The 20675-nt window shown below is 57.0% G+C and carries 23 protein-coding genes, 1 tRNA gene and 1 pseudogene; 7 read left to right on the top strand and 18 right to left on the bottom strand.

The features are described from left to right. Window positions 1-40: 40 nt before the first annotated feature. Window positions 41-2419 (top strand): penicillin-binding protein 1A, encoded by a 2379-nt coding sequence (locus H3L94_RS06560; RefSeq protein WP_182121362.1) that lies wholly within the window; start codon window positions 41-43, stop codon window positions 2417-2419. Between the two features lie 64 nt (window positions 2420-2483). On the opposite strand, the gene H3L94_RS12475 is transcribed toward H3L94_RS06560, so the two are convergent. The 12 genes and pseudogenes from H3L94_RS12475 to H3L94_RS06510 all read right to left on the bottom strand — a co-directional run bounded on the left by H3L94_RS12475 (window position 2484) and on the right by H3L94_RS06510 (window position 11235). After that, entirely contained in the window at window positions 2484-2681 is a 198-nt protein-coding gene (locus tag H3L94_RS12475; RefSeq protein ID WP_342355427.1) for a lipoprotein signal peptidase, read from the bottom strand. 172 nt (window positions 2682-2853) lie between these two features. Further along, window positions 2854-3951 (bottom strand): acyl-CoA dehydrogenase family protein, encoded by a 1098-nt coding sequence (locus H3L94_RS06555; protein WP_182121361.1) that lies wholly within the window; start codon window positions 3949-3951, stop codon window positions 2854-2856. Window positions 3952-4122: 171 nt separating this feature from the next. Further along, a pseudogene (locus H3L94_RS13010) lies at window positions 4123-4300 on the bottom strand (two-component sensor histidine kinase); the annotation flags it as partial. A 27-nt stretch (window positions 4301-4327) separates the two neighbouring features. Then, window positions 4328-5296, bottom strand: a complete 969-nt coding sequence (locus H3L94_RS06550) for a glycosyl transferase family 90 (protein ID WP_182121360.1) — start codon at window positions 5294-5296, stop codon at window positions 4328-4330. Window positions 5297-5369: 73 nt separating this feature from the next. Then, a complete protein-coding gene (locus tag H3L94_RS06545) occupies window positions 5370-5861 on the bottom strand; it encodes a peptidylprolyl isomerase (protein WP_009117820.1) in 492 nt (163 codons plus the stop codon). Between the two features lie 78 nt (window positions 5862-5939). After that, window positions 5940-6539 carry a YceI family protein gene (locus H3L94_RS06540; protein ID WP_182121359.1) on the bottom strand — a complete coding sequence of 200 codons (600 nt, stop codon included), beginning with the start codon at window positions 6537-6539 and terminating at the stop codon, window positions 5940-5942. A 99-nt stretch (window positions 6540-6638) separates the two neighbouring features. Next, the gene (locus tag H3L94_RS06535) at window positions 6639-7202 is read right to left on the bottom strand and encodes a peptidylprolyl isomerase (protein WP_182121358.1); all 564 of its coding nucleotides are present in this window, start codon (window positions 7200-7202) and stop codon (window positions 6639-6641) included. 75 nt (window positions 7203-7277) lie between these two features. Further along, window positions 7278-9428: a heavy metal translocating P-type ATPase gene (locus tag H3L94_RS06530; RefSeq protein WP_182121357.1), complete on the bottom strand. Its 2151-nt coding sequence runs from the start codon at window positions 9426-9428 to the stop codon at window positions 7278-7280. A 105-nt stretch (window positions 9429-9533) separates the two neighbouring features. Continuing rightward, window positions 9534-9932, bottom strand: a complete 399-nt coding sequence (locus H3L94_RS06525) for a YccF domain-containing protein (protein WP_182121356.1) — start codon at window positions 9930-9932, stop codon at window positions 9534-9536. A gap of 189 nt (window positions 9933-10121) precedes the next feature. After that, window positions 10122-10409 (bottom strand): hypothetical protein, encoded by a 288-nt coding sequence (locus H3L94_RS06520; protein ID WP_009117826.1) that lies wholly within the window; start codon window positions 10407-10409, stop codon window positions 10122-10124. Further along, the gene (locus H3L94_RS06515; protein ID WP_009117827.1) at window positions 10396-10821 is read right to left on the bottom strand and encodes a phage holin family protein; all 426 of its coding nucleotides are present in this window, start codon (window positions 10819-10821) and stop codon (window positions 10396-10398) included. The genes H3L94_RS06520 and H3L94_RS06515 overlap by 14 nt, the downstream gene beginning before the upstream one ends. 105 nt (window positions 10822-10926) lie before the next feature. Further along, complete coding sequence (locus tag H3L94_RS06510; RefSeq protein WP_182121355.1) at window positions 10927-11235, bottom strand: ElaB/YgaM/YqjD family protein; 309 nt, start codon at window positions 11233-11235, stop codon at window positions 10927-10929. 182 nt (window positions 11236-11417) lie between these two features. Here H3L94_RS06510 and H3L94_RS06505 point away from each other — a divergent pair, with 182 nt between their 5' ends. From H3L94_RS06505 to H3L94_RS06495, 3 genes are all read left to right on the top strand, one after another. After that, a complete protein-coding gene (locus H3L94_RS06505) occupies window positions 11418-12278 on the top strand; it encodes a phosphoribosylaminoimidazolesuccinocarboxamide synthase (RefSeq protein ID WP_182121354.1) in 861 nt (286 codons plus the stop codon). 64 nt (window positions 12279-12342) lie between these two features. After that, complete coding sequence (locus H3L94_RS06500; RefSeq protein ID WP_182121353.1) at window positions 12343-12870, top strand: O-acetyl-ADP-ribose deacetylase; 528 nt, start codon at window positions 12343-12345, stop codon at window positions 12868-12870. 87 nt (window positions 12871-12957) lie between these two features. Next, the gene (locus H3L94_RS06495) at window positions 12958-13608 is read left to right on the top strand and encodes a fumarylacetoacetate hydrolase family protein (protein WP_182121352.1); all 651 of its coding nucleotides are present in this window, start codon (window positions 12958-12960) and stop codon (window positions 13606-13608) included. A gap of 270 nt (window positions 13609-13878) precedes the next feature. Here the strand turns inward: H3L94_RS06495 and H3L94_RS06490 are convergent, their stop codons facing one another. Together H3L94_RS06490 and dapE are read right to left on the bottom strand one after the other, a co-directional pair. Continuing rightward, window positions 13879-14520, bottom strand: a complete 642-nt coding sequence (locus H3L94_RS06490; RefSeq protein WP_182121351.1) for an HI_0552 family protein — start codon at window positions 14518-14520, stop codon at window positions 13879-13881. Beyond that, window positions 14514-15665, bottom strand: coding sequence for a succinyl-diaminopimelate desuccinylase (gene dapE, locus H3L94_RS06485; RefSeq protein WP_182121350.1), 1152 nt, complete (start codon window positions 15663-15665; stop codon window positions 14514-14516). Before dapE ends, H3L94_RS06490 begins: the two co-directional genes overlap by 7 nt. Here dapE and H3L94_RS06480 point away from each other — a divergent pair. The 3 genes from H3L94_RS06480 to H3L94_RS06470 all read left to right on the top strand — a co-directional run bounded on the left by H3L94_RS06480 (window position 15664) and on the right by H3L94_RS06470 (window position 17623). Further along, complete coding sequence (locus H3L94_RS06480; protein ID WP_182121349.1) at window positions 15664-16446, top strand: hypothetical protein; 783 nt, start codon at window positions 15664-15666, stop codon at window positions 16444-16446. The two genes, dapE and H3L94_RS06480, sit on opposite strands and share 2 nt — an antisense overlap. 255 nt (window positions 16447-16701) lie before the next feature. Beyond that, a complete protein-coding gene (locus tag H3L94_RS06475) occupies window positions 16702-17262 on the top strand; it encodes a hypothetical protein (RefSeq protein WP_182121348.1) in 561 nt (186 codons plus the stop codon). A 175-nt stretch (window positions 17263-17437) separates the two neighbouring features. Next, complete coding sequence (locus H3L94_RS06470; RefSeq protein WP_182121347.1) at window positions 17438-17623, top strand: hypothetical protein; 186 nt, start codon at window positions 17438-17440, stop codon at window positions 17621-17623. Here H3L94_RS06470 and H3L94_RS06465 read toward each other — a convergent pair. From H3L94_RS06465 to H3L94_RS06450, 4 genes are all read right to left on the bottom strand, one after another. Beyond that, window positions 17616-17924 (bottom strand): integration host factor subunit beta, encoded by a 309-nt coding sequence (locus H3L94_RS06465; RefSeq protein WP_009117851.1) that lies wholly within the window; start codon window positions 17922-17924, stop codon window positions 17616-17618. The two genes, H3L94_RS06470 and H3L94_RS06465, sit on opposite strands and share 8 nt — an antisense overlap. 13 nt (window positions 17925-17937) lie before the next feature. After that, window positions 17938-19617 carry a 30S ribosomal protein S1 gene (gene rpsA / locus H3L94_RS06460; protein ID WP_040659897.1) on the bottom strand — a complete coding sequence of 560 codons (1680 nt, stop codon included), beginning with the start codon at window positions 19615-19617 and terminating at the stop codon, window positions 17938-17940. Window positions 19618-19760: 143 nt separating this feature from the next. Next, entirely contained in the window at window positions 19761-20420 is a 660-nt protein-coding gene (gene cmk / locus H3L94_RS06455; protein ID WP_182121346.1) for a (d)CMP kinase, read from the bottom strand. 92 nt (window positions 20421-20512) lie between these two features. Then, window positions 20513-20588: transfer RNA gene (locus H3L94_RS06450), tRNA-Ile, on the bottom strand. Between the last annotated feature and the right edge of the window lie 87 nt (window positions 20589-20675).

Genomic DNA, 20675 nt, shown 5'->3' with positions numbered 1-20675 from the left:
ACTTTAGCCAAAGTCTTTATAGATAGAAATATTTTTCATTATGGTTAGAAAATTTTTTACTACTGTATTTGGGTTGTTGATCGGATTGCTGCTGTTCGGTATCGGCTTGCTTGCGATTGCGGTTATGGTGACCTACCCCAAGCTGCCTACCTTGGAGGCGGTTACCCACTATCAGCCCCGTATGCCTTTGATGATTTATTCTTCAGACGGCAAACTGATCGGCCAATATGGCGAAGAGCGCCGAGCATTCACGAAAATTGACCAGTTTCCGAAAGTGTTGAAGGATGCTGTGTTGGCAGCGGAAGATAAGCGTTTTTATCAGCATTGGGGTGTGGATACCACTGGAGTGATGCGCGCGGTGATCGGAAACTTTCAAGCCGGCGGTGTGCAGTCCGGCGCCAGCACCATTACCCAACAAGTGGCGCGCAATTTTTATTTGACCAATGAGCGGACTTATACGCGCAAATTCAATGAAGCCTTGCTGGCATATAAAATCGAACAGTCTTTGACTAAAGATCAGATTTTAGAGCTTTATTTCAATCAGATTTACTTGGGCCAACGCGCTTACGGGTTTGCTGCGGCCTCTCAAATTTATTTTAACAAACCGGTGCAAGAGTTGAGTTTGGCCGAAGCGGCCATGCTGGCCGGCCTGCCCAAAGCTCCCTCTTCTTATAACCCGATTGTGAATCCTGAGCGGGCTCGTTTGCGGCAAGAATATATTCTGAACAATATGGTTCAGGAGGGGATGATTACACCGCAGCAACGTGAACAGGCTTTGGCTGAGAAGTTGGTGTACGAGCGGCAGCAGGTTGATATTGACCAGAACTCCTTGTATGTGGCGGAGATGGCGCGTCAGGAGATGTATGATAAATACGGAGAAGAGGCCTATACCAGCGGTTTCCGTGTGTACACCACGGTTGACACAGAAAGCCAGCGTGTAGCCACCACCGCTTTGCGTCGCGCTTTGAAAGGGTTTGGCGTGGGTGCCTACCGTGGTGCAGAGGGTTACTTGGACCTGGGTAAAATCGAAGCCGATGTGTTGGATGAAAACCTGGACCAATATTTGAACGGTTTTTACACGGTTGACGGTTTGGTTCCTGCTGTTGTGTTGAAAGCCAGCCGTTCGCAAATAGAGGTTTATTTGCAAGGCGGAGAGCGTATTAAATTGGGCGGTAATACGGTGAGCAATATTGCCCGCACCATCAATAATCAGAATATGGGGGACGCTTCCGTGCGTCCGGGCGCCCTCATTCGAGTGCGCAAGCTGGATCGCGGTTGGCAAATCAGCCAAGTGCCTGAGTTGCAGGGTGCCATTGTGGCCTTGGACAGTAAAACAGGGGCCATCCGTGCATTGGTGGGTGGGTTTGACTTCCACAGTAAAAGTTTTAACCGGGCCACTCAAGCAGAGCGCCAGCCGGGTTCTACTTTCAAACCGTTTGTCTATTCTGCTGCTTTGGCCAAAGGCATGACAGCGGCCACCACCATTAACGATGCTCCTTTGGAGTTGCCGGGTATGGGTGCCGGCGGTCGTCCATGGCGTCCGAAAAACTCCGACGGCCGATATTCTGGTTTTATTACCTTGCGCCAGGCTTTAACTGCTTCGAAAAACATGGTTTCCATTCGTATTGTCATGGCCATGGGTATTGATGAAGCGCACAAATACGTACAACGTTTCGGCTTTAACGCCCAGCAAGTTCCGGCTGCTTTGTCTATGGCTTTGGGCAGTGGTTCGGCAACGCCGCTGCAGATGGCAGAAGCTTATGCGGTATTTGCCAACGGCGGCTACAAAATCTCTTCTTATGTGATTGACCGTATCGAAGATGGAGAGGGCCGCTTGCGGGCACAAATGAAACCGTTGGTGGCCGGCGAAAATGCGCCCCAAGTGATTGATCCGCGTAACGCTTATATCATGTATAGCATGATGCGGGACGTCATTCGCCGCGGTACGGCTACCCGGGCCAATGCTTTGGGCCGTAGCGACTTGGCCGGCAAAACCGGTACCACCAATGCCAATAAAGACGCTTGGTTTGCAGGTTTCAACCCGGATTTGGTTGCGGTGGTTTATATCGGTTTCGATAAGCCTAGAAGCATGGGACGCGCTGCTTTCGGCGGTACCATCGCGCTGCCTGTGTGGATCGACTATATGCGCCATGCGCTGAAAGGCGTGCCGGTAAAAGAGATGCCGGTGCCGCAAGGTTTGGTGCGCAAAGGCAGTGAATACTTCCTGCAAGAGCAGCAAACCACCAGCCCGCGTTTGGCGATTGATAACCGTGGTGCCGCTCCGGATGCAGACGATATTGCTGCAGCGGGCAACAACCCTGTGGTGCCTGAAGTGGTGATTCCGCCGGTTAATAACGGAGGCGGCAGCAACAGGGGCAGCGGCGGCGGCTCTTCTGAAGAAATTGATGCACTCTTCTGATGATTACCGTTAAAGTAAACGCATAGAGGGCTGAGGCTGTCAGATAGGAAAACGGCCTCAGCCTTTATTTATTGTTTGGCTCAATCGAGCTGAGCAGCTTAGATGCTATCCACAAATTGGCACGCTGAGACCTTTGCAAAACCCCCAGATGTGGATGCAGTTCAAGGCGTAGCAGCGCAGCGAACGCAGACATATCATAGAGATAGGCAAGTGAGCGAGCAGCGCACAACGCAGAAATGCGCCGCAGATGGGGGTTTTGCAAAGGTCTCACGCTGTCGTTTTATGCTGGCCAACCGTGTATGGCTTTGAAAACAATCGGAATAAACCTGAGTATTGGAATGGCAGCGGAAGCTCAGCACTGAGTGTGTTCACAGTTCAGCCGGCAATCGTTTAAGGATTGCCGGCTGTTTTGCTGGATCAGGGTAATCTGCTGCTTAAATCGCCACAGCCGTTTCTTCCAGGCGCACAATTTCTCGGCGCAGATGTTTGAGCGCAGGCGTAACAATTGCCACAAAAACAGCCTCCCGCATGATGCGCTGTGCAGCGTGGTTTTTCAGGTAGCCTTTGGCGCCGGCATGCAGCACGGCCGATTGGGCGGCGCGTAAGGCCAACTCGCTGGCTTCGGCACGGCTTTTCAATACCGGTAAGGCAGGTTGGCGGCCTTGCTGAGCCGCAGCGTAGAGCGGGGTGCTGTCGCTAAGCCAATGCTCGAAATCATTTTGCAGGCTTTGTCCGCTGTCAGGCAAATAGGCATTGGCGGGATTGCCCGAACGGCAGCTGTCTTGGATAACCGACAGAGCGGCGTCGATAATCCCGGCGGCAAAACCGTTTTGCAGCAGCAGGAAGCCGGGTTTGATGCGAGCGAGATAGTCGGGAAACTCATCGGGCGTGGCCAAGATGTCGGCAGGAGTGATTTCCATGTCTTTAAAGCGCACGCTCAAGGTGCGAGTGCCTTCCAGGGCGCAAAATTCGGGACTGCGCTTCAGGCTGACGCCGTCGCGCCAACCCTCCACCATAAACATCACATAGCCGCCGTCTGTGGTTTGTGCCGTGCACGCCCATACGTGTTCGTCGCCGATATTCGATACCCAAGGCAAGCCGCCGTTGATCAGGTAGCCGTTTCCGTTCGGCTCGGCTTTCAACAAATGTTTTTCGATGCCGTCCAAATGCTTGACCGTATTTGACATGCCGGTGCCGGCCAGCAGACGGCCTTCGGAAACGGCGCGGAAATAACGCTTGCGCACATCACGGTTGCTACTCATGGCCAGATACCAAGCACAAGTGGCTTGGCACCACGCGGTAAAGCCGGTAGAGCCGCATTCGGCGGCTACCGAGCGCAGAATATCCACTTGTTCGGCCAAGGCGTCGCTTTGGCCGTTTTCTTCGGTTCGCAAGAAGGCGGCAAAACCGCCCAAACGGCCCAATTCGTGCAGGTAGTCTTTCGGATAAAGCCCTTCGCGGTCGATGCGTTCGACCAAGGGGCGCAAGTGTTGGCGGGCGTGTTCATGGATGGTTTCGCTGCGTGTCGGCATGATGTGGTTTCGGTATCGGATAAAAAGGTGATGATAGAGCAGCAGCGAAGGGAGACAAATATTGATTGGCTATATGCTTATGCCAAGGTGGGAAGCAGGGGGAAACCATTCAAACGGGCAACAGGCTACCTGAAAAATTTTCAGGTAGCCTGTTGCCCGTTTGATGGCGGTCTGAGACCTTTGCAAAGGCCCCAGATGTGGATGCAGTTCAAGGCGTAGCAGCGCAGCGAGTGTGAACGTGAGAAATCCCTGTAGGACAGACATATCACACGATAGGCAAGCGAGTGAGCAGTACCCATAGGGCATAAACGCACAACGCAGAAATGCGCCGCAGATGGGGCTTTTGCAAAGGTCTCAAGCTGGCGGGTTATGCGTTTCAGTTGATGGGGCTTGTACAGTCAAAATATTTCTGCACCACCATCAGGCCAGTTAAGAGTTCCAGTTTGCGGTCGAAAAAGGGCTGCATATAAGCATTGGCTTGGCGGATGATGCGTTCGGCAGCGGCCGGGCGGGCATGATAAAAGGCCAGCTTTTCGTCTAGATCGGCGTAGTCGTCCTGCAGATGCACATAGTGCACATCGGCTTGCAGGCGGCCTTCCATCAGCCAGGTTTCGTAACGCGGTGCGGCCATGAAACACAGGGATTGCGAAGCCATGATCCATTTGAGGTTGGAGGCGACGTCGTTGCCTTCGATGCTGAGGATGTATTTGTGGCGTAACTGTTCTTCCACGGTGAGAAAGCTGCGGTGGTAGGGTTGGCCGGCGGATTTTGGGTGGACGCAGCCAACGTCGCAGAGCGGATGGTTGTGATACTGTTCGAGAAAACGCAGGCGCTGGCATTGGTGGGCGGCACCGCGCCAAACCAAGCTGTCTTGCTTGTGGGTAAAACAGTGCGGATCGGGGTAGATATAGAAATGGCGCACGCTGTCGAGCTTGAGCAGCACGCTGTTTTGATTGTTATCGGCAATTGGGCGGCTTTTCACAAACGCGGGTTGCTCGGGAATGTGGGTCACATCGCCGAATTCGTATAAGAAGCGTTTGTCGGCCGGGAAATAGCGCAGCAGGGCGGCCAGATCATAGAAATAAGCGGAATGGCCGCATTTTTTGAAGCTGCCGACGGCAGTGCTTGCCCCATGCAGTGTGTGTGTGCCGCTGAGCCGGTTGTAGTAGTCCACCCGGCTGTGCAAGGCTTGCTGTTGTTCGCGGTTGAGGCGGGAAAATTCGCGCAGGACGTCTTGCCCGTTGCGTGCCAGCCATGTATGCGGCAACACGCCGAGCAGGCTGTGGCGGGTGTAATAGCTGAGTTTGTGCAGGCGTTTGTGGTAAATGCCGGCGGTTTGGTTCATGAGATGCTCGGTATCGGAAAAGAGGCTACCTGAAACGCAAACAGCGGTTTCAGGTAGCCTGTTTGGGGGAGGATTAAACGATTTCGGCTTTGGTGATGACCACGGGATCGACCGGTACGTCATCGTGGTAGCCGTGACGCTTGGTGGCCACGTTTTCGATTTCGTCCACCACGTTTTGGCCTTCCACTACTTTGCCGAATACGGCATAGCCCCAGCCGTGCAGGCTCGGTTCGGTGTGGTTGAGGAAGCTGTTGTCTTTGGTGTTGATGAAGAACTGGGCGGAGGCGCTGTGCGGCGCTTGGGTGCGGGCCATGGCAATGGTGTATTTGTCGTTTTTCAGGCCGTTCTGGGCTTCGTTTTGGATCGGCTCGCGGGTGGCTTTTTCGTTCATGTTTTCGTCCATGCCGCCGCCTTGGATCATGAAGCCTTTGATCACGCGGTGGAAAATCAGGCCGTCGTAAAAGCCGTCTTTGACATATTGCTCGAAGTTGGCGGCGGTAACGGGGGCTTTTTCGTGGTCGAGCTCGATGCCGATGGTGCCGAAATTGGTGTGCAGTTTGATCATGATGTGCTTTCTTGAAAAAAGGTTGGGGAATCGGGCAAATGGTGGTGCGGCGGCTGATTTCAAGCGGGGAGAATGTATTCAGCGTGTGCCGTCACGGCGTTCGGAAAAGGCGCCGGGTTTGCCTTGTTTGACGGCTTCGATTTGGATGTCGAGGCGCACCTCATCGGGCATGATGCCGCTCAGGTAGTTCATGCCCCAGCGGCTGCGTTGGAGGGTGGCGCTGAAGTCGCCGCCGCACACTTGGGCCAATTTCACCGGGCTGATGTAGCAGTTGAAGCGTTGGGCGGTGAGGGTGAGCGGGTGGGTTTGGCCGAGCAGGGTCAGCCGGCCTTCAACGGCGCTGAGCCGGCCGTTGTCGAAACGGAAACGGGTGGATTCGAAAACCATTTCGGGATGGCGCGCAACATTGAATAAGTCGGCTGCTTTCAGATGGTGGTCGAATTCGGGGTTGCCGCTGCTCACCGAAGCGGTGGGAATGCGGATGTGCACGCTGCCGGTTTCGGCTTCGGGGCGGTAGTCTATGGTGCCGGTGAGCCGGTAAAAGCCGCCGGTGTTGGTGCTGGTGCCGAAGTGGTCGATGGCAAAGCGCACATTGGCGTGGTCGGGATCGATGCGGTAGGTGTCGGCCACGGCCGGCAGGCAGGCGGTCAAGGCGAGCAGGGCAAAACAGGTTTTCATGATGATGCGCTTCGCGGCGGTTGTTTGGGCATGGCATCAAGCAAAGAGGCTACCTGAACACAAGGGCAGCCGTTTGCTTGGTTTTGAAGAGGCGGCCGCTTAATCCAAAATCCGTACGCGGCGGATGAGCACCGGCGTGCGCGGCACGTTTTCGTGCGGTGTACGGGTGGTGGTGGGTTCGGCGGCGATTTTGTCCACCACTTCGAAGCCGCCGGTGACTTTGCCGAAAACGGCATAGCCGTAGCCGCGGGCATCGGGGCTGCTGTGGTTGAGGAAATCGTTGTCTTTCAGGTTGATGAAAAACTGGCTGGTGGCCGAGTGGGGCAGGGCGGTGCGCGCCATGGCGATGGTGTAGCGCCGGTTTTGCAGGCCGTTGGCCGCTTCGTTGGCGATGGGGCGCTCGGTGGCTTTTTCGGCCATGTCGGCGGTGAGGCCGCCGCCTTGGATCATGAAACCGGGGATCACACGGTGGAAAATGGTGCCGTTGTAAAAGCCTTTGCGGGCATAGGCGGCGAAGTTGGCCACGGTTTTCGGGGCGCGGGTTTCATCCAGGCTCAGTTCGATGCTGCCGTGGTTGGTGTCGATGACGGCACGGGTTTCGGCTTGGGCGGCAGCGGCGGCAAGGCCGAGAAGGAGGGCGCAGCTTAAGTAACGGATATTCATCGGGCAATTTGGTAAAAAAAACAAAACAGACGGTAGGGTAACGGCAGGCCGCCGAATTGGCAAGAGGCGGGTAGGTTACCTGAAATCTCTCTCCGGCCGGTAGCGCTTGAGGCGCATGGCATTGCCCAACACGGAAACCGAGCTGAGGGCCATGGCGGCGCCGGCCAAAACGGGGGTGAGTAGGCCGAAGGCGGCCAGCGGGATGCCGAGGCTGTTGTAGAAAAAGGCGAAAAACAGGTTTTGCCGGATATTGCGCAAAGTGGCGCGGGCGATCAGCAGGGCGTCGGCCACCTGTTGCACGGAGTGCTGCATCAGGGTGGCGGATGCGGCGTGTTCGGCAGCATCGGCGCCGCCGCGCATGGCGAAACCGGCATCGGCGGCGGCCAAGGCGGGGGCGTCGTTGATGCCGTCGCCCGCCATGGCCACGCGTCGTCCTTCTTGTTGCAGGGCTTGGATGGCGGCGGCTTTGTCGCGCGGCGAGCAGCGGCCTTGGGCGTGTTGGATGCCGAGTTGGGCGGCGATGTAATCCACCGTGCTTTGGCGGTCGCCGCTCATGATGCGCACTTCGATGCTGTGTTGCTGCAAACGCTGTACGGCGGCGAGGCTGTCGGGTTTGAGTTCGTCGGCCAAGGCAAAGGCGCCGGCGGCCAGGCCGTTTACCGACACTGCCGCTACGCTGGCGATTTGCCATACGCCGTCCAGTGTTTCAGGTAGCCTGAAGCCGCAGTATTCGGGCGTGCCCACCCGCACGTCGCCGATACTGGCTACTTGGGCGGACATGCCTTGCCCGGCTTCGGTGTGCACCTGTTCGGCAGCAGGCAGGACGGATACTTTTTCGGCGGCGGCCGCCACGATGGCCTGGGCCAGCGGGTGCAGCGACAGCTGTTCGACTGCGGCGGCGGCTTGCCACAGCAGGGTTTCGTTGCCGTTTTCAGGTAGCCAGACGGCGGCAATTTGCGGGCGGCCTTGGGTGAGGGTGCCGGTTTTGTCGAGAATCACGGTATCGATGCCGGCGGCCTGCTCCAAGGCGGCAGCGTCGCGGAACCAAATGCCGTGCCGCACCGCTACGCCCATGCCGGCCATGATGGCGGCGGGCGTGGCCAAGCCCAGCGCGCAGGGGCAGGCGATCACCAATACCGCCACTGAGTGAATCAGCGCGGTGGCGGCGCTGCCGGCCAGCCACCAGGTGAGGAAAAAGGTGGCCAGCGCAATCAGGCCGACCACGGGCACGAATACGGCCGCTACTTGGTCGGCAATCCGCGCAATCGGCGCCTTGCTGCCTTGTGCTTCGGCCAGGGCGTGCATCATGTCGCCGAGCAGGGTTTGGCTGCCGAGCTGCTCGGCGCGGTATTCCAAGTGGCCGTTGAGCACCGAGCCGGCCAGCACGCGGCTGCCGGGCAGTTTGTGCTGCGGCTCGCTCTCGCCGGTGAGGTGGCTTTCGTCGGCCCAGCCTTCGCCGGCCAGCACCACGCCGTCGGCGGCAATCCGCTCGCCGTGTTTGGCCTGCAATTCGTCGCCGGGGCGCACGTCGGCCAGCGCAGCGGCCTGCCATTGGCCTTCACGGCGGCAGACCACCTGCTTGGGCGTGAGCTGCAGCAGCAGGCCGAGGCTGTTGAGGCTGTGGCGCTTGGTGCGCTCCTCCCAATATTTGCCGAGGCTCACAAAAGCCGCCACCATCACGCCGGCTTCAAAATACACCATGCCGTGCGCGTGGCTGCCGTGCAGCAGCCACATGGCGGTGGAGTAGAGATAAATGGCTGAGGTGCCGGCCGACACCAACACATCCATATTGGCCAAGCCGCCACGTATGCTGTGCCAGGCGCTGCGGTAAAACGGCATCATCAGCCAACACTGCACCACGCTGGCGAGAACAAACTGTATCCACACCGGCGGCATCCAGGCGTGGGTGCCGAACAGCATGCCGGCCATGCCCACGGCAAACGGCGCGCACAAAGCCAGCAGCAGCCACACCCGCCAATGGCTTTTATCGGCGTTTTCAACCGTGCCGTCGGTGTTGAGGCTGGCTTGGAAGCCGGCTTTGCCGATTAAGGCGGCAATCTGTGCCGCATCGGTGCGTGCGGCATCGAAGCTGACTTGCGCTTCTTCATTGGCAAAATTGACGGTGGCTTCGCTGATGAAGTCTTTTTTATTGAGGACTTTTTCAATCCGGTTGGCGCAGGCCTGACAGGTCATGCCTTCGATGCGGAAGCGGGCTTTTTCCAACATGGCGGGCTTTCAAAAAGATTCGGATGAAGAGGAAGAAATAAGGACGTGTTGCCGCAATGCTAACCGACAACACGCCCTAAGGCTACCTGAAAGCAGCACGGGCAATCAATGTTTCGGCACAATGGTTTTGCCGATGGGCGAGAGGGCGAGCAGGGCGAACTTGAGGTGTTGCACGCCGAAGGGGATGCCGATGATGGTAACAAAATAGCCGACGGCGGTGGTGAGGTGGCCGATGGCCAGCCACCAGCCGGCCAGCACAAACCAAATCACGTTGCCCAGCATACCGGCCGCGCCGGTGCCGAGGTCTTCGCGGCCGGTCAGCAGGCTGCGGCTGACCGCTTCATGGCCGAACGGCCACAGCGTGAAGTTGCCAATGACGAAACAGGCGCGCGCCCACGGCAGGCCGATGACGGTCAGTGCCATCAGCAAGCCGGCCAACCACCAGCCCAAAGCCATCAGCAGGCCGCCGAACACAATCCAGATAATGTTTAAAATGGTATTCAATGGGTCTGCCTTTCTTGCAAAGCGGTTTGTAGGGAAAAAGATAGAGATGAAGCGAAGTTTCCGGATGCCTGAAAATTGGGGATGGGGCAGCGAAAAACAATAGAAGAAAAACAATGGGAAAAGGCTACCTGAAAACGCATTCGGTATTTTCAGGTAGCCCGGTTGGGATGGGCGCGCACGCAGCGGCGTTCAGCGCGGCTGTTGGCTGCGCCACCACTGCCAAGCCATCAGGGCGCCGCCCAGCAGCAGTTTGTGTTTCCAACGCGATGGCCACAAGGCCAGTTTCCACAGCAACGGTTGGGCATACAGTTTTTCCGCACCGCTGATCAGGGGCGCCAAGGGAAGGGCGGAGCTGACTTGGCGGGCATCTTCCATTTGTTGTTGGCGCTTGGCCAGCGCGATTTTCAGGCGTACCAAGTCGGCTTTCAATGCCAATAACTCGCGCTGTTCCTTTAAGTCCAAATCAGATTTGCTCATGCTCTGCTCCTGAAGAGGGGGCGGTGGGGCGCGGGTCGCGCAAACGCTCAAGGTCGCCGGCAATTTGGCGGAAAGTATCGCTGGTGAAATGTCCCTGCATCCGCCACAAACGGATGACCTGCCACAGCATGATCAAGGCAATCAGGCTCAGCAGACCGAAAGTGCCGAAGAACACCCATAATTTGGCTTCCGGGGTGAGAGCGGCGTTGAGGCCGAACAAGAGGCTGATGAGGCCGGCCAGCAGGCAGACGCCGCAGATCATCAGCGCCACACCGATTTTCACCCACGACAATACCTGTTCGGTGAGGTCGATTTTGAGCATGTGCAGGCGCAGTACGGCCAGCTCACTGCCGTGTTCCAACCAGAGGCGGAATTGTTTGAATTGGCGGATCAGGCTCAATAGAAACTCCATTTCGAAAAAACCGTTTCGGGTGGTGAAACGGTTGTGGTCAGGCAGTCGGGCTACCTGAAAAAGGCGGCAGAGGCAGGAGATGCTCTGCCGCCGCGCTTTGCCGGATTAACGGCGGGTCAGCAGGGCGCCGATGACAACGCCGGCCAAGGCAGCAATGCCCATGGCGTAGTAGGGTTGCTCGTGAATCAGGGCGTCGGTTTGACGGGCGGTTTCTTTAACGCGCTCGGTGGCTTGCGATTCCAAGTTCAACAGTTGGTTTTTGGCGCGGCCCAGGCTGCTTTGCACTTTTTCTTTCAGTGCGCGGGCTTCTTGGGAGCCGTCGTCTTTGGCGGTTTCATACAGGCTTTCCAATTCGCCCAATACAGAACGTACTTCTTTCATCAGGTCTTCTTTTTGGCGCTCATACTTGCTCATGCGGATATTCCTTTCTTAAAGGGCTGGAGAAAACATACCTTCACGGTATGCCGGCATTCACCTTGAATGCCGTGCACTTGCGTGGGGCATTAACTGGCGCTGTTTGATTCAAATTCAATCAACCGGAATGTAGAATTCCGTTAAAATAAAGTTTTTTTCCGCAAAGCAAAAGAAAGCCCGACATGACCCCCAGCCTGAAAAAAATCTATTCCGGCAAAGTACGCGACCTTTATGAAATCGACGACAAACGGATGCTGATGGTGGCCTCCGACCGGCTCTCCGCCTTCGATGTCATCCTCGACGACCCCATTCCCGGCAAAGGCGAAATCCTTACCCAGATTTCCAATTTCTGGTTTGAAAAACTGCGGCACATCATGCCCAACCACTTTACCGGCGACACCGTGGCCGATGTGCTGCCCGCCGCCGAAGCGCAGGCGCTGGAAAAACGCGCGGTGGTGGCGAAGAAGCTGAGGCCGGTAAAAGTGGAGGCCATCGTGCGCGGCTATTTGGCCGGCAGCGGCTGGAAAGACTATCAAAAAACCGGCAGCGTGTGCGGCATCCGCCTGCCCGAAGGCATGCAGGAGGCCCAGCAGTTGCCCGAAGTCATCTTTACCCCGTCCACCAAGGCCGAAGTGGGCGACCACGACGAAAACATCAGCTATGAAGCGTGCGAGCGCATCATCGGCAAAGAGCTGGCCGCCGAAGTGCGCGCCAAAGCCATTGCGCTCTACACCGAAGCCGCCGCCTATGCCAAAACGCGCGGCATCATCATCTGCGACACCAAATTCGAATTCGGCCTCGACGAAAACGGCACCCTCACCCTGATGGACGAAGTGCTCACGCCCGATTCCAGCCGTTTCTGGCCTGCCGATCAATACCAAGTGGGCACCAATCCGCCTTCTTTCGACAAGCAGTTTATCCGCGACTGGCTGGAAGCAAGCGGCTGGAACAAACAACCGCCCGCCCCGCGCGTGCCGGCCGAGGTGATCGAGAAAACCGTGGACAAATACCGCGAAGCGTTAACTTTGTTGACCGCTAATTAAGGCCACTGCGTTCAGGTAGCCTGAATGCCTGTGGCAACCGTTTTGCCAAAGGAGCCGTCTTCTCGTGAGCGCACAAATCAGCGTGATTCGCGCCGACATCACCACGCTGGCGGTGGATGCGGTGGTGAATGCCGCCAACAACAGCCTGCTCGGCGGCGGCGGGGTGGACGGCGCGATACACCGAGCCGCCGGGCCGCAGCTTTTGGCCGAGTGCCGCGGCTTAAACGGCTGCCGCACCGGTGAGGCCAAAATTACTCGCGGCTACGGCCTGCCCGCCCGCCATGTGATTCACACTGTGGGGCCGATTTGGTACGGCGGCGGCCAAGGCGAAGCCGAGCTGTTGGCCTCGGCTTATGCCCAATCGTTGCGGCTGGCCCAGCAGCACGGTTTGCGCAGCATCGCCTTTCCGTGCATCAGCACCGGCGTCTATGGCTATCCGCCTGCGGCGGCGGCCGAGGTAGCGCTGGAAAGCATCCGCCGCACGCTGCCGGTGTGCCCGGCACTGGAGCAGGTGTGGCTGTGCTGTTTTTCGGCAGAGGACGAAGCGATTTACCGCCGTTTGTTGGCCGCCACGGATTCGGCTTTCAGGTAGCCTGGGCTTGAGGCTACCTGAAAGCCGTTTGGCCCACCCGGTACAGCCATGCCAATCCCATCTAGTAGACACCATCAGGAGTACAGCATGCCGCATATTGTGTTAAACGGCGAACGCCGCGAAGTGAGCAATATTTTCTGCATCGGCCGCAATTACCGAGAACACGCCAAGGAGCTGGGCAATGCGGTGCCGGAGGAGCCTTTGGCGTTTTTAAAGCCCACCGGCGCCCTGCTGCGGGCGGGCAGCCCGATTGTGCTGCCGCCGTACAGCGAATCGGTGCATTATGAATGCGAGCTGGTGTTGTATATCGGCCGCACGGCGGAATATGTGTCGGCGGCCGACGCAATGGATTATGTGGCCGGCGTGGGCATCGGCTTGGACCTGACCGCCCGCGACGTGCAGAGCGCGGCCAAAAGCCAGGGGCTGCCGTGGCTGAAGGCCAAGGGTTTCCGCGGCAGCGCCTGCGTGTCGCACTTGGTGTCGCCCGAAGTGCTGCCCGCGCCCGACTGCCTCGGTTTCAGTCTGCATATCAACGGCCGCCTGCGCCAGCAGGGCGACAGCGGGCAGATGATGTTTTCCGTGCCGCAGCTGATTGCGTTTTTGTCCGCCACCTACGGCCTGCCCGCCGGCAGCCTGATTTACACCGGCACACCGGAGGGTGTGGGCGAGCTGCACCACGGTGACAGCGTGCAGCTTTCCTTGCACGGGCATATCGATTGTGGCTTTCAGGTAGCCTGAGGCTTTCGCAAAATCCGTACCCGCGGCGCATTTCTGCGCTGTGCGGTTCTGCCCTTGGCGCAGGGCTCGCTTAGCTTGCCTATTGTGTGATCTGTCTTTCCTAAGGCATTCTTTGTGTCCATGCCCATTGCGCCGTTGCGCCTTGAACGGCATCCATATTTGAGGCTTTTACAAAGCGCTCAGGCTACCTGAAAGGCTGGCCCGAAACAGGATGGAAATGGAAACGGAATAAGCAAAACAATTAATTATAATTAAAGATGGCTGCAGACATCAGCCATCTTCGGCGGTATAACAGGCCTCATACAAAGGCTGTAGCGCGCGTATGGATTCGATGATCCAGGGCGCGCTTTTTGTTTGCTGCAAGGCATCGCGTTCAAGATGGCGCCCGATACGCAGAAAATCCGCGCCGTCGGGTTCGGCCGATGCGGCGGCCAGATACTGTGCCAAGCCGGGATGGTCGGCGTATTCGCTGTCGCTGCCGTGCCAGACTTCAAAACCGGCATGTTCGGGATGGCGGCAGAAGACGGGCAATGCGCTCGTCCAACGCCGGTATTGCGCCAGCGTCAGCATTGAGACGGCGGCTTTGTGGCTGTGCCAATCGAGACTTACGCTCAAGCGACGGCGATTCAGCAGCACGGAGAAAATAGCGGCCGAATCGCGGTGTTGTGCGTATTTGAAATAGGCGAAGAAATGGGCGCGTACCTGCCAGCCGTTGCACCAGCGTTCGATATGCGGCTCGGCAAACGGCATTCCCAAGCCGGCAGAGACTTCGCGGATTAAGGCCTGCCACACGAGCCAGACGGCACGGTAGTCGGCCTTGATTTGCGGAATGCGCTCCGGGCAGTGTTGTTTGAGTTGGGCAAACTGGAAAAACGGTTGCCGGAACAGGTCGCAGCTTTCGGGCGTCAGCATGTGGCAGCGGGTACGAGCAGGCGGCGGATGATGTTTTCATACACGGCGGAGAGTTGTGATACGGCGGCCAGCTCGATGTGTTCGTCGATTTGGTGGATGCTGGCGTTTACCGGCCCCAGTTCGATCAGCTCGCGGGCAATGGCTTTGATAAAGCGGCCGTCTGAGGTGCCGCCGCTGGTGGAAAGCTCGGCTTGCAGGCCGCATTCTTCGCCGATGGCGGCCTGTGCCACTTCGGTAAGGCGGCCGGCCTCAGTGAGGAAGGGTTGGCCGGAGAGCGACCAATCCAGTTCGTAAACCAGGCCGTGTTTGTCGAGAATGTGGTGTACGCGCTGTTTGAGGCTGGTGTCGGTGGATTCGGTAGAGAAGCGGAAGTTGAATGTCACTTCCAATACGCCGGGAATCACATTGGTGGCGCCGGTGCCGGCGTGGATATTGGAGATTTGGAAGCCGGTGGGCGGGAAATAGGCATTGCCGCGGTCCCATTCGGTAGCGGCCAGCTCTGCCAGCGCGGGGGCGGCCAGGTGGATGGGGTTCACGGCCAGATGCGGGTAGGCGATGTGGCCCTGTTTGCCTTTTACGGTGAGCTTGCCGGAGAGCGAGCCGCGGCGGCCGTTTTTGATGGTGTCGCCCAAGGTCGCTACTGCGGTGGGTTCGCCGACGATGCAGTAATCGATCCATTCGCCGCGCGCGCTCAACACATCTACCACGCGGGTGGTGCCGTCGTGCGCATCGCCTTCTTCATCGGAGGTAATCAGCAGCGCCAGGCTGCCGGGATGGTCGGGATGGGCGGCGACAAAGCGCTCGCAGGCGGTCACAAAGCAGGCGATGCTGGTTTTCATGTCGGCCGCGCCGCGGGCATAGAGACGGCCGTCCCGCTCGGTGGGCGTGAAGGGCGGGGAGGTCCATTTGTCCAAGGGGCCGGGCGGCACCACATCGGTGTGGCCGGCAAAGCACAACAACGGCCCGCTGTTGCCGCGGCGTGCCCAAAAGTTTTGCGTGTCGCCGAAGGGCAGCGTTTCCACGCTAAAGCCGATGGCGCGCAGGCGCTCGGCCAAAATGGCCTGGCAGCGGGCATCGTCGGGGGTAACGGAAGGCTCGGCCAGCAGCTGTTTGCTCAAGGCCAGAGAGGCGGTGTCGCGGTTCATGGCGGATTCCCGTGGGCAAAGGCGCGGTTATAGCGCGTTTGCCGGCCTTTGCCAAGCCGGGGTGGCAGAGAATGTGGGCCACCTGAAAACGGGGCAGTTTGAGCCGGCAGCCGAGATATGTTGCCTGAATGCGAAAACAGAGCGGGCATTCTATTCCGCCGCCGTTTCTTTTCAGGTAGCCTTCAGGCTACCTGAAAATAATGGACACAACCAAGGAGCCATCATGTTGACATCTCGCCATTACGGACTCTGCCTGGCCACCACGCTGTGGCTGGCGGGCTGTTTTGAATTGGAGCCGCTCACCCATCAAAGCTGGAAAGAGGAAGTGGAGCTGAGCGACGGTACGGTAATTTTGGTGGAACGGCGGCTGGTTGTGCAGGAAGGTGGCTTCTTACCGGATAGCTATGAAGAAATCTTAAAAGAAGAAGTGGAAGTGCTGGATGCCAAGGGTTTACCCCCGCCGCCCGTATGGTCGGATAAATGGCGAACCATGGTGCTGGATCGGGACAATAATGGGGTTTGGTTTATGGTGGTCATCCCAATCCATTGTCATGACTGGAATAGCAGTTTTGCCTATCGCCAATACAAGGCTTATAACGGGGTTTGGCAACAGGTGGAATTCGATACGGGCTTAAATCTGCGCCGGCCGAATATTGAGTGGCGAATCAAAAAAGAAATGCCGGAAATGCTGCGCTTACGTGACAAACCGGAATGGGAGAAAGGGGGAGAGGCACATCCAAAGTATCGAATTATTAATACTAAATATTATGTAGCTTGTTAAAAATTATTACATATAAACTTAACCAATCATTCAGCGGAGAAAAACCATGCTTGCTGAGAAAGAATACGCCCAATTGGCCGCCCGTGCTTATGACTGTACTGGGGCGAATAAAATCACTCTGCCTACCGAGATAGAAGAAATCCACTGGCAAGACGACGACCGGAAAATCGGTCTTTCATCATCATGCCGTCTTTTCAGGTAGCCTTCAGGTTACCTGAAAATGCAATTCACAATGGGCACAACCAAGGAGCCATCATGTTGACATCTCGCCGGTACGGACTCTGCCTGGCCGCCGCGCTGTGGCTGGCGGGCTGTTTTGAATTGGAGCCGCTCACCCACCAAAGCTGGAAAGAGGAGGTGGAGCTGAGCGACGGCACGGTGATTTTGGTGGAGCGGCGGCTGGTTGTGCAGGAAGGTGGCTTGCTGCCGGAAAGTATCGATAAGATTTTAAAAAATGAAGTGGAGGTGCTGGATGCCAAGGGTTTACCCCCTCCGCCCGTATGGTCGGACAAATGGAAACCGATGGTCTTGGATCGGGATGAACACGGCGTTTGGTTTATGGTGGTGATTCCCAGACATTGCTTCGACTGGAACAGCAGTTTCGCCTATCGCCAATACAAGGCCTATAACGGCGGTTGGCAACAAGTGGAATTCGATATGGGCTTAAATCTGCGCCGGCCGAATATCGAGTGGTATATCAAAAAAGAAATGCCGGAGATTCTGCGTTTGCGGGACAAACCGGAATGGGAGAAAGGAGGTGGTGGAACAGCACCAGAATATCGAATCATTGATACTTCTTATCGCTCAGGATGTTAATCCAAAAATCAACTAAAAACGGAGAAAAACCATGCTTGCTGAGAAAGAATACGCCCAATTGGCCGTTTGTCCTGATGATTGCTTTCGAGAAATAAAAGCGCGCCCAACCGCCTTTTTCAAGCACGCTCGGTATGGGTAACTTGTATCGGTAGCGAAGTGGATTTACGCAGCAAAAATGTGGCTTTACAAGATTTTTGATGCCTGTAAGAACATCCCTTGTTGTTCGTTGGCGTTGCCAAAAAATCTGGCAAAACGGGGTATGGTAAAGCGCCTGGTGACTTTTATCCTATCCGATGTTCTTCAAGCTGAAAAAAACGCCGCTGATTTACAGCGGCGTTTTGGCGGGGAAACGGTTATTTAGCAACCGATTGATCCACCCGTTCACGCAATTCTTTACCGGGTTTGAAATGGGGAACGTATTTTTCCGGTACGTTCACTTTTTCGCCGGTTTTGGGATTGCGTCCGACACGGGCCGGACGGTGGTTGAGATCGAAGCTGCCAAACCCACGAATTTCGATGCGCTGGCCGCGGGCCAGGGAGCGGGTCATGGTGTCCACCAAAACTTTAACGCTCTGCTCGACATCTTTGGCGGCCAGCTGGGTATTGCTGTTGGCAGCAATATATTTTTCAGCTAAACGAACCATCAACTCTGATTTGGTCATTGCCGCATCCTTATTATTCGTTGTCGCCGCCCAGCTTGGCTTTCAGCAGGTCGCCCAGGCTGGTGGTGCCGGCGCTGGCAGAAGAGGCCGCGTTCACGGTGTTCAGTGCGTCGCGGTTTTCTTTGGCGTGTTTGGCTTTCACAGACAGTTTGATGCTGCGGTTTTTGCGGTCTACGGTCACGATGACGGCTTCTACTTCGTCGCCTTCCTTCAGCTTGGTGGTCAGGTCTTCCACGCGCTCGCTGTCGAACTCGGAGGCCGGCAGGTAGGCGGTTACTTCATCGGCCAGGGCGATTTCGGCGCCTTTGGCTTCAACAGACTTCACGGTGCCTTTCACCAGGGAGCCTTTGTCGTTCACGCTGATGTAGTTGCCGAAGGGGTCGCCTTCCAGCTGTTTGATGCCCAAAGAGATGCGTTCTTTTTCCACATCGATGGACAGGACCACGGCTTCCACTTCTTCGCCTTTTTTGTATTTGCGTACGGCTTCTTCGCCGCTTTCGCTCCAAGAGAGGTCGGAGAGGTGTACCAAGCCGTCGATGTTGCCCGGCAGGCCCACGAATACGCCGAAATCGGTGATGGATTTCACGGCGCCTTTGATTTTGTCGCCTTTGTTAAAGCCGGCTTCAAACTCTTCCCACGGATTGGCTTGGCATTGTTTCATGCCCAAGCTGATGCGGCGGCGGTCTTCGTCGATGTCCAGAATCATCACTTCTACTTCGTCGCCCAGTTGCACGACTTTGCTCGGGTGGACGTTTTTGTTGGTCCAATCCATTTCGGAAACGTGTACCAAGCCTTCGATGCCTTGTTCGATTTCTACGAACGCACCGTAGTCGGTCAGGTTGGTGACTTTGCCGAACAGGCGGGTGCGTGCCGGATAACGACGGGCCAGACCGTTCCAAGGATCTTCGCCCAGCTGTTTCATGCCCAAAGACACGCGGCTGCGTTCTTGGTCGAATTTCAGTACTTTGGCTTCTACTTCTTGGCCGACTTCCAGCACTTCGCTCGGGTGTTTCACGCGGCGCCATGCCAGGTCGGTGATGTGCAGCAGGCCGTCGATGCCGCCCAAGTCCACGAACGCGCCGTAGTCGGTAATGTTTTTCACGATGCCTTTGACAACGGTACCCTCCTGCAGGTTTTCCAGCAGGGCTTGGCGCTCTTCGCCCAGGGTTTCTTCGAGCACGGCACGACGGGAAACCACCACGTTGTTGCGTTTTTTGTCCAGTTTGATGACTTTGAACTCAACTTCTTTGCCTTCGAAGTGGGAAGTGTCTTTGACCGGACGCACGTCCACCAAAGAGCCCGGCAGGAAGGCGCGGATGCTGTTGATCATCACGGTCAGGCCGCCTTTGACTTTGCCGTTGATCACGCCGGAGAGGATGTCGCCGTTTTCCATGGCTTCTTCCAAAGTGATCCAATCGGCTGCGCGTTTGGCTTTTTCGCGGGACAGTTTGGTTTCGCCGAAACCGTTTTCTACAGACTCGATGGTCACGGTCACGAAATCGCCGACTTTAACTTCCAGTTCGCCTTGGGCGTTTTTGAATTCGCTCAGATCGATCAGGGATTCGGATTTCAAACCGGCGTTCACAATCACGTATTTGTCGGTGATGTCCACCACTTCGGCCGTGATGACTTCGCCTTGGTTCATTTCCTGTACGGCTGAGTACTCTTCCAATAACTGGGCAAAATTTTCCATGTTATGCATTTCTTTCATACACCGCCAAGGGGTGCGGGGTTGGGGTGGAGAAAAGTCTGCCGCCCTTGGCACGGCAGACGGAAAATCTGGGCGCTTTCCCTGCCGTTTGGCAACGGCAGGCGCACAAAACGCGGCATTGTACCTTAATTTGTCTTTTGTCGATACCAATCAAGCACTTTTTTTACTGCTTCTTCAATGCCCATGGCGGAGGTGTCCAACCATTCGGCTTCAGGTAGCCTGTGCAGCGGTGCGGCGGCGCGGTTGCGGTCGGCTTCGTCGCGGGCTTCGATGTCGGCCAGAATGCGGGCGAAAGCTTCGCCTTCTGTGGGCACGCCGAGTTGGCGGGCGCGCCGTTCTGCGCGTACCGGTGCGGAAGCGGTGAGAAACACTTTGAGCACGGCATCGGGAAACACTACCGAAGCCATGTCGCGGCCGTCTGCCACCAGACCGGGGCCGGTGAGGAAATCGCGCTGGCGTTGCAGCAGGGCGGTACGCACGGCAGGCAGTTTTGCCACGGCGGAGGCGCCCATGCCGATGGCTTCGCTGCGGATGGTGTCGGAAACGTCTTCCTGATTCAGCCAGATGCGGCCGTTGTCAAAGCTTGCGGGCAGGGCTTGCGCCAAGGCGGCGACGGCTTCTTCGTCGGCCCAATCGGTGTTTTGCTGTTGGGCATGCAAAGCGGTCAGGCGGTAAAGAGCGCCGGAATCGAGGTAGTGCCAGCCTAAGGCTTCGGCCACCCGCGCGGCGACGGTGCCTTTGCCGGAGGCGCTGGGGCCGTCGATGGCAATCACATTTTGTACCATATTGTGTCCTTGAATCAGGGTGGCCGATGCGGCGCTTGGGCATCGGCAAACAAAAGAAACAGGCCGCAATGGGTGCGGCCTGTATGTGGATGTGGTGGGCCCGGTGGGGTTCGAACCCACGACCAAGGGATTATGAGTCCCCTGCTCTAACCCCTGAGCTACAGGCCCGGTCAGAAGCGAAGGCGGCATTCTACCGATTCGCCGAAGGGCTGACAAGCAATGGCGGCTTTCAGGTAGCCCGAAGCCTTGGTAAGA

The sequence above is a fragment of the Neisseria shayeganii genome (genome assembly GCF_014054965.1).
Classification (GTDB): domain Bacteria; phylum Pseudomonadota; class Gammaproteobacteria; order Burkholderiales; family Neisseriaceae; genus Eikenella; species Eikenella shayeganii.
Note: the sequence above shows the minus strand (reverse complement) of the source record. Positions and strands in the feature narration are given on the sequence as shown.

What these genes read in the sequence shown, in the direction of transcription:
- H3L94_RS06560 (WP_182121362.1), top strand. Translation starts at nt 41, where the DNA reads ATGGTTAGAAAATTTTTTACTACTGTATTTGGGTTGTTGATCGGATTG.
- H3L94_RS06555 (WP_182121361.1), bottom strand. Translation starts at nt 3,951, where the DNA reads ATGCCGACACGCAGCGAAACCATCCATGAACACGCCCGCCAACACTTG.
- H3L94_RS06550 (WP_182121360.1), bottom strand. Translation starts at nt 5,296, where the DNA reads ATGAACCAAACCGCCGGCATTTACCACAAACGCCTGCACAAACTCAGC.
- H3L94_RS06545 (WP_009117820.1), bottom strand. Translation starts at nt 5,861, where the DNA reads ATGATCAAACTGCACACCAATTTCGGCACCATCGGCATCGAGCTCGAC.
- H3L94_RS06540 (WP_182121359.1), bottom strand. Translation starts at nt 6,539, where the DNA reads ATGAAAACCTGTTTTGCCCTGCTCGCCTTGACCGCCTGCCTGCCGGCC.
- H3L94_RS06535 (WP_182121358.1), bottom strand. Translation starts at nt 7,202, where the DNA reads ATGAATATCCGTTACTTAAGCTGCGCCCTCCTTCTCGGCCTTGCCGCC.
- H3L94_RS06530 (WP_182121357.1), bottom strand. Translation starts at nt 9,428, where the DNA reads ATGTTGGAAAAAGCCCGCTTCCGCATCGAAGGCATGACCTGTCAGGCC.
- H3L94_RS06520 (WP_009117826.1), bottom strand. Translation starts at nt 10,409, where the DNA reads ATGAGCAAATCTGATTTGGACTTAAAGGAACAGCGCGAGTTATTGGCA.
- H3L94_RS06515 (WP_009117827.1), bottom strand. Translation starts at nt 10,821, where the DNA reads ATGGAGTTTCTATTGAGCCTGATCCGCCAATTCAAACAATTCCGCCTC.
- H3L94_RS06510 (WP_182121355.1), bottom strand. Translation starts at nt 11,235, where the DNA reads ATGAGCAAGTATGAGCGCCAAAAAGAAGACCTGATGAAAGAAGTACGT.
- H3L94_RS06505 (WP_182121354.1), top strand. Translation starts at nt 11,418, where the DNA reads ATGACCCCCAGCCTGAAAAAAATCTATTCCGGCAAAGTACGCGACCTT.
- H3L94_RS06495 (WP_182121352.1), top strand. Translation starts at nt 12,958, where the DNA reads ATGCCGCATATTGTGTTAAACGGCGAACGCCGCGAAGTGAGCAATATT.
- H3L94_RS06490 (WP_182121351.1), bottom strand. Translation starts at nt 14,520, where the DNA reads ATGCTGACGCCCGAAAGCTGCGACCTGTTCCGGCAACCGTTTTTCCAG.
- H3L94_RS06480 (WP_182121349.1), top strand. Translation starts at nt 15,664, where the DNA reads ATGGCGGATTCCCGTGGGCAAAGGCGCGGTTATAGCGCGTTTGCCGGC.
- dapE (WP_182121350.1), bottom strand. Translation starts at nt 15,665, where the DNA reads ATGAACCGCGACACCGCCTCTCTGGCCTTGAGCAAACAGCTGCTGGCC.
- H3L94_RS06475 (WP_182121348.1), top strand. Translation starts at nt 16,702, where the DNA reads ATGTTGACATCTCGCCGGTACGGACTCTGCCTGGCCGCCGCGCTGTGG.
- H3L94_RS06470 (WP_182121347.1), top strand. Translation starts at nt 17,438, where the DNA reads ATGTGGCTTTACAAGATTTTTGATGCCTGTAAGAACATCCCTTGTTGT.
- H3L94_RS06465 (WP_009117851.1), bottom strand. Translation starts at nt 17,924, where the DNA reads ATGACCAAATCAGAGTTGATGGTTCGTTTAGCTGAAAAATATATTGCT.
- rpsA (WP_040659897.1), bottom strand. Translation starts at nt 19,617, where the DNA reads ATGGAAAATTTTGCCCAGTTATTGGAAGAGTACTCAGCCGTACAGGAA.
- cmk (WP_182121346.1), bottom strand. Translation starts at nt 20,420, where the DNA reads ATGGTACAAAATGTGATTGCCATCGACGGCCCCAGCGCCTCCGGCAAA.